General features: G+C 27.9%; 13 protein-coding genes and 1 CRISPR repeat array. All 13 genes read left to right on the forward strand.

The window, feature by feature from the left end; genetic code table 11:
* The first annotated feature begins 11 nt into the window (after nucleotides 1-11).
* The 13 genes from FVE72_RS04680 to cas2 all read left to right on the forward strand — a co-directional run bounded on the left by FVE72_RS04680 (nucleotide 12) and on the right by cas2 (nucleotide 12298).
* Nucleotides 12-506, forward strand: coding sequence for an NUDIX hydrolase (locus tag FVE72_RS04680; RefSeq protein ID WP_026737442.1), 495 nt, complete (start codon nucleotides 12-14; stop codon nucleotides 504-506).
* Nucleotides 507-541: 35 nt separating this feature from the next.
* Nucleotides 542-967 carry a hypothetical protein gene (locus FVE72_RS04685; RefSeq protein ID WP_026737443.1) on the forward strand — a complete coding sequence of 142 codons (426 nt, stop codon included), beginning with the start codon at nucleotides 542-544 and terminating at the stop codon, nucleotides 965-967.
* Nucleotides 968-976: 9 nt separating this feature from the next.
* Nucleotides 977-1666, forward strand: coding sequence for a M48 family metallopeptidase (locus FVE72_RS04690; RefSeq protein ID WP_026737444.1), 690 nt, complete (start codon nucleotides 977-979; stop codon nucleotides 1664-1666).
* Nucleotides 1667-1691: 25 nt separating this feature from the next.
* Nucleotides 1692-2606, forward strand: a complete 915-nt coding sequence (locus FVE72_RS04695) for a DUF4300 family protein (protein ID WP_036056085.1) — start codon at nucleotides 1692-1694, stop codon at nucleotides 2604-2606.
* A gap of 162 nt (nucleotides 2607-2768) precedes the next feature.
* Complete coding sequence (locus FVE72_RS04700; protein WP_026737446.1) at nucleotides 2769-3275, forward strand: peptidylprolyl isomerase; 507 nt, start codon at nucleotides 2769-2771, stop codon at nucleotides 3273-3275.
* Nucleotides 3276-3874: 599 nt separating this feature from the next.
* Nucleotides 3875-4603: a CRISPR-associated endoribonuclease Cas6 gene (gene cas6 / locus FVE72_RS04705; RefSeq protein ID WP_026737447.1), complete on the forward strand. Its 729-nt coding sequence runs from the start codon at nucleotides 3875-3877 to the stop codon at nucleotides 4601-4603.
* 18 nt (nucleotides 4604-4621) lie between these two features.
* Entirely contained in the window at nucleotides 4622-6370 is a 1749-nt protein-coding gene (locus FVE72_RS04710; RefSeq protein ID WP_026737448.1) for a Cas8a1 family CRISPR/Cas system-associated protein, read from the forward strand.
* A 2-nt stretch (nucleotides 6371-6372) separates the two neighbouring features.
* Nucleotides 6373-7263, forward strand: coding sequence for a type I-B CRISPR-associated protein Cas7/Cst2/DevR (cas7i, locus tag FVE72_RS04715; RefSeq protein WP_026737449.1), 891 nt, complete (start codon nucleotides 6373-6375; stop codon nucleotides 7261-7263).
* Nucleotides 7247-8014, forward strand: a complete 768-nt coding sequence (gene cas5, locus FVE72_RS04720; RefSeq protein ID WP_232049483.1) for a CRISPR-associated protein Cas5 — start codon at nucleotides 7247-7249, stop codon at nucleotides 8012-8014. The genes cas7i and cas5 overlap by 17 nt, the downstream gene beginning before the upstream one ends.
* Nucleotides 8015-8038: 24 nt before the next feature.
* On the forward strand, nucleotides 8039-10480 hold the full coding sequence (locus tag FVE72_RS04725) for a CRISPR-associated helicase/endonuclease Cas3 (RefSeq protein WP_026737451.1): 2442 nt from the start codon (nucleotides 8039-8041) through the stop codon (nucleotides 10478-10480).
* Nucleotides 10471-10995: a CRISPR-associated protein Cas4 gene (cas4, locus tag FVE72_RS04730; RefSeq protein WP_232049484.1), complete on the forward strand. Its 525-nt coding sequence runs from the start codon at nucleotides 10471-10473 to the stop codon at nucleotides 10993-10995. Before FVE72_RS04725 ends, cas4 begins: the two co-directional genes overlap by 10 nt.
* Nucleotides 10996-11025: 30 nt before the next feature.
* Nucleotides 11026-12018: a type I-B CRISPR-associated endonuclease Cas1b gene (cas1b, locus tag FVE72_RS04735; RefSeq protein ID WP_026737453.1), complete on the forward strand. Its 993-nt coding sequence runs from the start codon at nucleotides 11026-11028 to the stop codon at nucleotides 12016-12018.
* A gap of 1 nt (nucleotide 12019) precedes the next feature.
* Entirely contained in the window at nucleotides 12020-12298 is a 279-nt protein-coding gene (gene cas2, locus FVE72_RS04740; RefSeq protein WP_006806652.1) for a CRISPR-associated endonuclease Cas2, read from the forward strand.
* Nucleotides 12299-12502: 204 nt separating this feature from the next.
* Nucleotides 12503-13058: a CRISPR direct-repeat array (repeat unit 30 nt; unit sequence GTTATTAATCGAGCAGACTGTAATGTAAAT).
* The last annotated feature ends 108 nt before the right edge of the window (nucleotides 13059-13166 follow it).

The following is a 13166-nucleotide window of genomic DNA, read 5'->3' on the forward strand; positions in this document are numbered from 1 at the left end:
GTGATATAAATATGGACGGATTCAGATTTTTAAAAGGTGCAAAAATGACACATCCGACAACAGGAATTACATTGGAATATTTGGATAAATCAAATGCAGTCTGTTTTGTATTGTTTAATGAAACAAAAGAAAAAGTTATACTTGTAAAACAGTTCAGACCGGGACCGAAAGACTATACTTTGGAAGTAGTGGCGGGCCTTATAGATGCGGGAGAAAATCCTGAAACTGCTGCATTCAGGGAATTAAGAGAAGAAACGGGATACACAGAAGATGACATAACTGATTTTAGAAAGCTGGAAAAAGGATTGTTTGTATCACCGGGATACACTACGGAAAACCTTTATTTTTTCAGTGCGAGATTGAAATCCGATTCGATAAAACCCAAAGAACTTGATTTGGATGAAGGCGAAGAACTTGAAGTGGAATGGGTTCCGGTAAAAGATATTGTTGAAAAATCCAACGATATGAAAACATTATTCGGAGTTACTTATTTTCTTGGAAAATAAACAGATATTTTAATAACATCGAAGAGAGGTTATCAATGAATATAGGATTATTTATAATTTTGTATCTTTTTATATATTTTTTAATAAGAAAAATTATGAAAAATATAAAATTAAGTTTTGAAAAACTTGAAGAATTAGGCGGAGAATTTATATATACATTTCTTAATAGAGTGTTTAAAAAAGAAATTTATTTTAAACTTGAAGAAGTAAAAAATATATTTTTTACAAGAATGGTCATAAAAAATGATATGTTCGGAAATTTAATGTTATATATCATACTTGAAGACGACTATACTGTGAAACTTGAGAAAAAGGAAAATATTATAATATTTTTTGCAAGCTGCAAAAGAAATAATCCTGAATTGTATGAAAGATTTTTAAGAAATACTCCTATGGGAATTAATATATCTGCAATAATGGATAAAGAAATAGAAAATTATGAGAATAAAAATAGAAACTAGAGGAAATGGATGAGAACGGAAAAAATTTTAGGATACGATATTCACAGGAAAAAAGTAAAAAACATAAATTTAAGAATAAATCAGAATATGGAAGTATATATTTCTGCTCCTTTAAATTTACACAGCAGTTATATTGAGAATTTTATCCGTTCAAAAGAAGACTGGATAAAAAAAGTTTTAAACAGAATTGAAGATGTAAAGTCCAAACAGATGGAATACGAGTATAAAACAGGAGAAGTCCATAAACTGATAGGTAGAGAATATTCTCTGATTGTAAAACAGGGAAATACGGATAGAGTAAATTTGAGTAAAGATACAGGAGAAATAATACTTGTAACTAAACATGAAAATATCGAAAATAAGAAAAAAATAATGGATAAATGGTATTATGACTGTGCAAAAAAAATATTTCCCGATGTTATGGAAAAATGGCTTAAAATATTGGACGAAACAATAGAACATTTGTCAATAAAGCCTATGAAAACAAGATGGGGATCGTGTAATTATAATAAAAGATATATAAATCTTAATACGGAACTTATAAAAAGAACTCCTTTTGAGATAGAGTACGTTGTTTTACATGAACTTGCCCATTTAAAATATCCTAATCACGGAAAAGGATTTTATAATTATGTGGAAAATTATATGCCTAATTATAAAGAAGCTGAAAAATTGTTAAATGCTAAACATTATTATTAAAGTAGTACAAAGAAAGAAGAGAAAAATGAAAAAAAGAATAGTAATTTCATTAATATGCGGAATTTTATTGGTAAGTTGTTCTCAAAAAATAGTAAATAATGATTCTGATATAAGTATATCTCAAAAATCAAATGAAGAAAAACATTTGAAAGAGATTACTTATTCAAACTTAGTAGATAAAGCATCTCAGGAAGAAGTGAGAACAGCATTGAAAAATGCAGGAGTTTCTGAAAAAAGTATAAAGTCTTTTTTTGAAGGAGTAAATTATTTTAATAATTCCGTAGAAAATGTGAGCCTTGTAAAAAACGGCTTCAAAATAATGGAAAAACCAAGCCCTGTCTATGATGAAGTGACTATTCAGGAAAAATGGAATAAGAAAAATCCTAAATTTATAGGTCAAAACTGTAGAATTACAGCTTTTGAATTAATGAAGGATTTTGTTTCTGTAGGCAATCCTGAAATAAAAAATACTGAGCAATTATTCATGGATCAGGATTCTTTGAAAAATTTTCCTGTGAAAATCTTTACTGACAAAGAAAAACAGCAGTTTGAGAGCCTTTTTTCTTCAATAGAAACTGAAAATACAAAAGATTTTGCAACACATATAAGGAAAGTCAAAGAAGATTGGGAAAAGAAAAATATTAAATTTTCAAATAAAAATAAAATTTCAATGATTTCAGTGTTTTTTCATTCTGAAATCACGCCGAAAGAAAGCTTTTTATTTATAGGTCATGTGGGAGTTTTGGTACCGTCTTCTGACGGTAGGTTTTTGTTCATCGAGAAATTAGCTTTTCAGGAACCTTATCAGGCACTGAAATTTGACAATGTACTTCAGTTGAATGATTATTTATTGAATAAATACGACGTGGAATACGGTCAACCTAATGCAAGACCGTTTATAATGGAAAATGGAGATCCTCTCCTTATGTATCATCCGTAGAAATATTTGAAACATATTAAACTCAGTAACAAAGAATTAAAAAAATAAATAAAAATAGAAGAAAGGAGAAGTATGATTTAAATGAAAATAAGAAATATTTCTGTAATTTTAGTAATGTTATTTATGGTATTTTCCATAAATTCGGAATCATACAGCAAAAAAATGAAAATGGATGTAAAAATTAAAACGAACAAAGGAGAAATCAATTTAAGACTTTTTCCTGAAAAATCACCTGTTACAGTAGCGAGTTTTGTTAATTTGATAAAACACGGTTATTATAACGGACTTAAATTTCACAGAGTTATAGAAGATTTTATGGCTCAAGGAGGAGATCCTACAGGTACCGGTATGGGAGGACCCGGATACAGATTTGAAGATGAAGTGAAAAACGGTCTTGACTTTTCGACACCCGGCAAATTGGCAATGGCAAATGCAGGTCCCGGAACAAACGGAAGCCAATTTTTCATAACTACAGTTCCTACAGAATGGCTTACAGGAAAACATACTATTTTCGGAGAAGTAGCATCGGATAAAGATCTGGAAGTAGTAAAATCTCTTTCAAACGGTGATGTAATGGAAACTGTTACAGTAAGCGGCAGCGGAATAGATGAATTTTTGAGTAAATACAAAGATAGAATAAGCGAGTGGAATAAAGCTTTGGGGTATTAGAATTTTAGAAAGATTTGTATTCTTAGTAATCCTGCTATTTGTAGTCAATATGACTTCATTTAGCAGGATTTTTAAATATAAAAAAGTTAATAGTAGAAAATTTTATTTTAGAAAGTTTTGTTGAATTAGTTATAAAATACGCGATTAATAACTTTTGCTATTTGATTTAATTTTTTCTCATCTATTATATTAACAATATAAAATACGCGATTAGTGACTTAGCGGAATATTCAGTGGAATCAATGAAATATTCAATTAACAATATAAAATACGCGATTAGTGACTCTACTAAAGATATTATAATATTTATAATACCATTTTTTATTCAATTTGTCGAACTTATTTTTTTAAATTTTTATTCTTATTTTTGGAATTATATTTTTTAAAATTCTTAAATCTAATTAAGGAAAACAACACTTTAAAATTTTCTGTCAAACTTAGAAAAATTTTATGCTATTGAAGACAGACAGATTTAAAAAATAGAGGTTTATTAATAATTTTTTCTTTTTTGTTGAAGAAATGGTTGAAAAAACTAAAAATCAGGGTATAATAAATTATGAAAATTGGTTATAATAATTTTAGAAGGGAGAATGAAGAATATGAGATTTAAAATAGCATGTGAAGTAACGGAGGGTGAAGCTTTTTCACAAGATTATCGTAGAAATATTTTACGTATGCTAAAAACAGGATTAGATAGATATGAAGATATATTTGAAGATTTTTTTGGGTCAAATAAATTAAAAAAGTATTGTTGGTCTGTTTATTTTAAAAATTCTATATTTCAAGGGGATAAAATATATCTTCAAGGAGAAAAAAAAGAATTTTTTATAAACTTTTCAGTATTTGATAATGGGGATGCAATTAATATTTTTAATGCTTTTATGAATATTAAATATAGAGAAATTGATATTTCTAAAGAACTGAGAGTAAAAGTATCAAATGTAATTAAATTGCCAACAAAAGAAGTGAGTGGTGAATTTTTTAGAGCCAAAGTAATGTCACCTATAATTTGCAGAGATCATAATCAGGAAACAGGAAAAGACAGCTATTATACAGGAAGTGAAGAGGAATTTATTCCAATAATAAAAAGAAATTTGTACTTGGAGATGAGAGAAAAATATGGAGATTATGTGGAAAGAGATATTGAAAAACTGGTAATTGAAACGAAAGAATTAAAAAAAACAGTTTCCAAATTTTACGGTAAATTAATAGACGGTTCTATAGGTATAATCGAGTTGCAAGGGAAAAATTATTTGCTCAATTATATTTACAGTGCGGGTTTAGGTTCTATAAGAGGGAGCGGTTACGGATTATTGGAAATTGTTTAACAGAAAGGAGGAGAAGAAATGAGTGAAAAAATAGAAATACGGATGTCTAATTGGCTTTTTAATGCAGGACTTTTGGGGTTTTATAATGTATTGGGAGGAAAAGTTGCAGAAGAGAAAGGAGAAATAGAAATTTCAGAAGACGGTCAATCGTTGATATTTGATTCTGGTATGCTTGAAAATTTTGAATATAAATATTTTGATTTTTTTCTGAAAAGATATAATAAAATATTGCCTTACGGTAAAATACTTGATTTTGAGGATTATATTGATGATTTTTTATCAGGAAAAAGAGAAAATTTTAGTCTTAAAGAAGTTGATTATGTAAATTCTCAAATAGAATTGGTCAAAAAATCTTTAAAATCAAACAGTTATCAGTCTACATATGATTTTGTTGAAAATAATGGAAAAGAAAAAATGTTGAATTTGGAAAAAGAAATAAAAAAAGTAAAAAAACCAAAAGACAATGTAACATCTGAAACTGTTGAAGAGATAAAAGAAGTCTTTGGACAATTGAAAGAAGTGATGAATTTTTTCAAGAAGACTGTAAAAAATGAAGACGGATATGAAAAAAAATATTTAGCAGCCAAAAATATTGTTTATCTTATAATTAATAACAGCTGGAACGGAGTATCTTTTTTAAATAGAGCAAATGCTGCAAAAGACGTCTATGAAGAGTATAAGTCATATTTTGTAATCCCGGCAATAGAATATATTAATAAAGATAAATCAAAATTCAAGTATAAATGCAGTATTTCAAATATGTCAATGGAAAATTATAAAAATACTTTAGGTTTTTTAAATCAAACGGGATTTGATATTGCAAGAAAGCCTTCCCATGTATGGAATTTCACTAATGATATAGCAATAACACCTTTGATAATATTGATCCTCTCGTGTATTCCTGCGGGATTTATTTACGAAATAAATAAAGGAATGTTTGTAAATGCCAATTTTAATTTTGATCAACTTGAAAGAATAAATAACGGAATAGCAAATTCTATATTTGTTCAGGAACAGGAAGAAAAAAAGATAAATTTATACAGAAATTTGTTAAAAGAATTTGAGACTAATACAAATGACACTAAATATGAAATATCTGATATTCAGGTAGTGAGATTAGAAAATGAAACATACAGATTCAGCTTATTATCAAAAAATATATTATATTTATTACATGAAAATAAAGATAAACTTGACAGATTACTTGGCAAGTATTATAAAGATTATGATAAATATTTTAATTTATACGATGAAACAATAAGAGAATTATTAAATAATCAGAATTTATTTTCTTTAATAAATAAACTTTGTTATTATAAAATTTCTAAAAATAAATCTGCATATTATAATGGACTAAATATGTCCGATTTGGTAAAAATAAATATGAACTATATCAGGAGGTTAAGAAAAATGGAGAATAATGAAGATAAAAGAACTGAATTATCCGAGAAAGACATTGAAATGATTAGAACAAATGCTTATTATTTTAGAAAAGATTATATTGGAAAAAGTGGAAATGATAAGAAAATAGGAGGATTATTGTACAGATTACAAAATGCACTCAGAATAAATGATGTAGATATGTTTATGGATGCTTTGATTTCAGCTCATGCTTATGCGGGAAAAGGGGTACACAAGTTATTTAACAGAGCATTGATTGATGATGAAGATTTTCAGACGTTAGGGCATGCTTTTTTAATAGGACTATTGGAAGATGGCAAAAAAGATGATGAAAATAAAGATAATAAAAAAGAAGGGAATGAATAGTTATGGAGATAAAAGGGTTGACTTTTACAGCTGTATTTTTAGCTCAAAGTGCAAATTACGGTGAAGGAATAGGAAACGTAGCGGCATTGAAAAAAATATCCAGAAATAGAGGAGAACAGTACACATATATATCACGTCAGGCAATAAGATATAATATTATAGAACAGTTGGGAGAAAAAATATCTCCGGTAAAAGCTGAAGGAAGCGGAGATAAAAAGGTTGTACAGTTTTCCGCAGAAACTACAATAAAAGACTATCCTGAACTTGATTTTTTCGGATATATGAAAACTACTAAAGGAGAAAATTCTAAAAATCGTTCAGCAATAGTAAGACTCTCAAATGCAATTTCTTTGGAAACATTTAAAGGGGATTTGGAATTTTTGACAAATAAGGGCTTGGCAGACAGAATAAATGAGTTTCCGAATATAGCTCAGTCAGAAATTCATAAATCATATTATAAATACACGCTTACAATAGATTTAGATAAAATAGGGATAGATGAATTGGATGATATTAAACTTGATAATAAAGAAAAAACAAGAAGAGTAAAAAAACTTTTGGATACAGTTTCATTGCTATACAGAGATATAAGAGGAAGAAGAGAGGATTTAAAGCCTTTATTTATAATAGGTGGGGTCTATGATGTAAAAAATCCGTTTTTTGAAAATATAGTCGATGTAAAAAATAATAAAATCGCAGTAGAAAAACTTTGCAGCGGAATATACGATTATATAGAAAAAGATACTTTATGCGGTATTGTAAAAGAACAGTTTGATAATGATACTGAAGTGGAAATAGAATTGAAAAAGAAAAATGTAGTTGTATATGATACTCCTGAGTTTTTCAAAAATATAAAATTGAAAGTTGATGAATATTATGATAAGAGCAATTAAGCTTGAGTTATATCAGAATATGGTTAATTACAAGACTGCGACGAGTTTTCAATTAAAGGAAACTTATCCGTTGCCTCCATACTCTACAATAATCGGAATGGTTCATTCTTTATGTGATTTTAAAGAATACGTCCCTATGGAAATAAGTGTAATGGGAAGTTATTTTTCCAAAGTGAATGATCTTTATACGAGATATGAATTTAAAAAGGGAAATCCGTATGAAGAAGAAAGACATCAGATAAATGTGAATGGATTCGGTGTAAATAGAGGTGTTGCTACTGCAGAACTTTTAGTAGATGTGTATTTGACGATACACATTATTCCCGAAGACCAGTCTGATGAAAGTATACAAAAAATATTGAATGCTTTTGAAAAACCTAGAGAATATCCATCATTGGGAAGAAGAGAAGATATTGTTGTGATAAATAAGGTTAAAGAAGTTGTTATAGAAAAAAAAGAGCTTGAAGAAGATAGAACATATAATAAAAATATTTTTGCTTATATTCCAATAAGTTTTGTTAGAAAGAGTGTGATAGAATTTGGTGATAAAAGCAGTGGAGTGCAAATTCCGGGAACGCGATATGAGATAACTAAAAATTATAAATTACAAAATATAGGAACAAAAAGTAAACCTAAAGAAATTAGGATTTGGGAGAAAAAAGATGTCATTTATTCGTCAGATATAACTGGGCTTGAATTTGAAGAGTTGCCTATAGATAGTGAAGAAGATATTGTTTTTTGCGATTTATAGAAAAGTATAAAAGGAGTTTATGAAATGAAAAATCAATTTTTGGCAAAGTCCACAGGTGAAACAATTCTGACACATACCGGCAATTTAATAAAAAATTTTGAATTATTATTAAAATTATATCCTAATATTAACGTGGATAAAAGACTTTTATTATTGGCATGTATATATCATGATTTAGGAAAGATAAATATAAAATTTCAAAGAAAACTATTTAAAAAAAATGATGAAATTCAAATTCCGCATGGTCTTTTAAGTACAGCTTTTATAAATTCAAGAGATTTAATAAAAGAGCAGGGGTTCAGTAAATCGGATATAAAAGTGTTGGCTTATTCAGTAGCATTACATCATGAAAGAGATCTTTCAGAAATAGAAGATAAAGATTTAAAAGATGAAGTAGAGTTAATGAATAAAGAAACTTTTGATTTTACAAAAGTCTTAAGAAATTTAGAAGAAGAATATATAAGATATTTAAAAGATAATAGAATTCAGGAAGTGAATAATAATATAAGAGTATTTAATATTATAAATGATGATATTAAATTAAGAGTATTAAGCAAAGGATTTTATAAATTACATGAAAGAATGTATTCTGTAGATGCTTTGGCTACAAAAGAAGAATCAATGGAAGCTTTTAAAAAGTATATTATGGTAAAAGGCTTGCTAAATAAAATCGATTATGCGGCAAGCTCGGGATTGACTGTCGAATATGAGAATAACTTTCTGGAAAAAAGTATGAATGATTTTTTGCAGAATGTTCTGAAAAAATACGATAGTAACAATGACTGGAATGATTTGCAGAAATTCATGATTAATAACAGAGACAGTAATGTAATCGTTGTTGCACAAACAGGTTTTGGAAAAACTGAAGCAGGATTGTTATGGATAGGAAATAATAAAGGGTTTTTTACATTACCTTTGAGAGTAGCGATAAATTCGATTTATAAAAGAATAAAAGAGCAGATTTTAAAAGACGATATTACTAAAGATGAGCTTACTGATAAATTAGGATTACTTCATTCGGACTTTAGAAGCGAATATTTGAAAAGATTTGAAGAAAAGAAAGATAAAGAAATAGAAGAAAGTGATTTTACTGAAGAAAGACTTGATGAATATATAGGAAAAACAAAGCAGCTTTCTTTGCCTCTTACTGTATGCACTATTGATCAGATTTTTGATTTTGTTTACAGGGCTCCTGGATTTGAAATGAAAGCATCTATATTAGCCTATTCCAAAATAGTAATTGATGAAATTCAAATGTATTCTCCAAATTTAGTAGCTTCATTAATATACGGAATTAAATTTATCACAGATCTGGGAGGAAAATTTGCAATAATGACTGCAACATTGCCGGGAATTATAAAAACTTTGCTTGAAAAAGAAAATGTTTCATTTGTTACTACTTCTCCTTTTGTTAATAATAAAATAAGACATAAAGTAAAAATTGAGAATGATGTTATAAATGCTGAATTTATAAAACAAAGATATAAAAATAACAAAATTCTGGTCGTTTGCAACACAGTGAAAAAATCTAAAGAAATATATGATGAACTTAAGGAAATAGGAGTTTCCGGAAATGAGATAAATTTACTTCATAGTAGATTTATAAAAAAAGACAGGTTTCAAAAAGAAAATGAAATTACAAAATTTGCTTCTCCGAAGAGATTTTCAGAAAAAGAAAGAAGAATAGAGGAAAATATAAGAGAAAGTGGCATATGGATAGGAACTCAAGTAGTTGAAGCATCTCTAGATATAGATTTTGATGTGTTGATTACGGAGTTATCCGATTTAAACGGCTTATTTCAAAGAATGGGAAGATGTTACAGAAGTAGAACATTGAAACCTGAGGACGGATATAATTGTTTTGTATTTACAGATAATTGCAGTGGTATAGGTAAATCGGAGAGAAGTGTTATAGATGAGGAGATTCATGAAAAATCCAAGGAAAAACTTTTAAATGTTGACGGAATATTGACAGAAGAGATGAAACTGTCTATGATAGATGAAGTTTACTCTTATGAAAGTCTTAAAGAAACTCAATATTGTCAAACTATAGAAGAGAAATTAAGAGCTTTAAAATTTTATATAATAGAATACGAAATGAGTAAAGAGAAAGTAAAAGAAATTTTTAGAGATATTCATTCAATAGATGTAATTCCTATGCCGATATATAAAGAGAATGAAGATGAGATTACTGAAAATATAGAAATTTTACAGAAGACTTATAAAGATTGTTCTGATATAGAGAGAAAAAAGTTAAAACTGGATAAAATAAGAGCGAGAAATGAAATAAGTCAACTAAAAGTGAGTGTACCTCAATATGACTTTGATGAAAGTGATTATAATACTGTTGAAATAAATAAATATGAGGAAATATTTGTGATGAACTGTGATTATTCCTTTGAAAGAGGTATAGAAATTATAAAAAAATCTAAAAAATTAGATTTTGAAGAAGATTTATGTTTTTAAATACACTGGATAAAGGTGAATTTATTATGAGAATATCGGGATTAATGATAAATTATTATTTTATCTGTAAAAGAAAATTATGGTGTTTGGCAAAAAATATTAATTTGGAAGAGACAAATGAAAATGTAAAAATGGGTAAATTAATAGATGAAAGCAGATATGCTCTTGAAACTAAGCAAATAATGATAGAAGGAACTGTAAATATTGATTTTATAAGGAACTGGAAAGTGGTTCATGAAGTGAAAAAGAGCAAAGCTATTGAGGAAGCTGCAATTTGGCAAGTGAAGTATTATATTTATTTTTTGAAGAAAAGAGGGATAGATATAGAAAAGGGAATAATTGATTATCCTGAAATAAGAGAAAGAAAAGAAGTTATTTTATCTGAAGAAGATGAAGTATATTTAGAAAAAGTTTTAAAAGATATAGAACAAATATGTCAAAGTGAGATTTCTCCCCGAGTTATAAATGATAAAGTTTGTAAAAAATGTGCATATTATGAATATTGTTATATTTAGTGGGAATCTGTATTTCAGAGGTGGTTAAATATGTCTGAGAGTTATTTTATATTTTCAAATGGAGAATTAAAGAGGAAAGACAACGTTGTGAGGATAACTGCTGCAGATGGTAGATTTAAAGATATAAAAGTGGAAATGACAAGAGATATATACCTGTTTGGAGAAGTATCTCTTAATACAAAATGTTTAAATTATTTGGCAACGTTGAAAATACCCGTACACGTATTTAATTATTACGGATTTTATACAGGAACATTTTATCCTAAAGAAACTAATGTTTCAGGAAAATTATTTGTTAAACAGGTAGAAAATTATACAAATAATGAAAAAAGAATTGAGCTTGCACAGCTAATAATAGACGCTGCAAGTGCTAATATTTTAAGAAATTTGAGATATTATCAGGAAAGAGGAAAAGAACTTGAAGAAATAATAGAGCAGATAAAAGCTCTGAAAAAAGGGATTTTCAGAACAGAAAATGTGGAAGAACTTATGGGAATTGAGGGAACTATAAGAAAAACTTATTACGATAGCTGGAATATAATAGTCAATCAGGAAATAGATTTTGAAAAAAGAGTAAAAAGACCGCCCGATAATATGATTAATACTATGATTTCTTTTCTGAATACACTTGTTTATACAGCGTGTCTTTCAGAAATATATGTGAGTCAGTTAAATCCTACAATAAGCTATTTACATAGTGTAGGAGAAAGAAGGTTTTCACTATCTCTTGATATTGCTGAGGTTTTCAAGCCTTTGCTTGCAGATAGAATTATTTTTTCTTTGTTAAATAAAAAAATGATAACGGAAAAAGATTTTGTAAAAGATTCAAATTATTTTTATATGAAAGAAAAAGCCCAGAAATTGATTTTAAAAACGTTTAATGAAAGATTGGAAACGACTATAAGACACAGAGATTTAAACAGAAATGTTTCGTACAGAAGATTGATGCGTCTTGAGGCGTATAAGTTAGTAAAGCATTTAATGGAAGATAAAAAGTATGAAGGTTTTAAAATATGGTGGTAATATGTATGTGATATTAGTTTATGATATTTCAACAGATGATGATGGTGGGAGAATTTCCAGAAATATTTTTAAGATATGCAAAAGATATCTCACTAACGTTCAAAAATCGGTTTTTGAAGGAGAAATTACTCCTGTTTTATTAAGAAAACTTTATTTGGAATTAAGAGGATTTATCAGAGATGATAAGGATTCCGTATTATTATTTAAAAGTAGGCAGGAAAAATGGTTGGAAAAGGAATTTTGGGGCTTGGAAGATGATAAAACTTCTAATTTTTTTTAAAGTTGTGTTTTAAATCTGTCGATATTCAATAATATAAAAATTACGGGAGTTAGACAGAAAGTTTAAAAATACCGTTTTTCTTGATTTGGATTAAAAAAAGAAAAAGAATAGGATTTTAAAAGTGAGAATTCAGAATAGGAAAAAAATAAGTTCGACAAATTAAATTAAAAATGTTATTATAAATATTATGATATTTTTAGTAAAGTTATTAATCGAGCAGACTGTAATGTAAATTAACTTCTTTACTTAATTTTTTCAAAGCTTTATTTTGTTATTAATCGAGCAGACTGTAATGTAAATCTTCTTCTGTTGCTTTTAAGTAGCTTGCGTCTAAGAGTTATTAATCGAGCAGACTGTAATGTAAATTGAAGAGGACTTCCGCTGGCAATCGACACAGTTGGAGTTATTAATCGAGCAGACTGTAATGTAAATGAAAGATTTGCAATAGCAATGATTGAGCGAGGTTGGGTTATTAATCGAGCAGACTGTAATGTAAATATATTTTTAGGCAATGAATTGAATATAAAGTGTTCAGTTATTAATCGAGCAGACTGTAATGTAAATTTGTTAGTTTCATTATCTGCTTTGTAAGGACTAAAGTTATTAATCGAGCAGACTGTAATGTAAATATAAGCACGATCACCTGAGCCTACTCGGTTTCCTACAGTTATTAATCGAGCAGACTGTAATGTAAATTTATTAGTGAAGAATGGGATGTTATTAGAACAAGGTTATTAATCGAGCAGGCTGTAATGTGAATTTCTTTATTTGTCAGTCACGACTGACAAATAAATGAGCAATAAATATTATAACTAAAATATATCAGAAAAGAGAGTTTTTGAATAAAATCATGATTCGGAACTCTTTT

The organism is Pseudoleptotrichia goodfellowii (genome assembly GCF_007990505.1).
Taxonomy (GTDB): domain Bacteria; phylum Fusobacteriota; class Fusobacteriia; order Fusobacteriales; family Leptotrichiaceae; genus Pseudoleptotrichia; species Pseudoleptotrichia goodfellowii.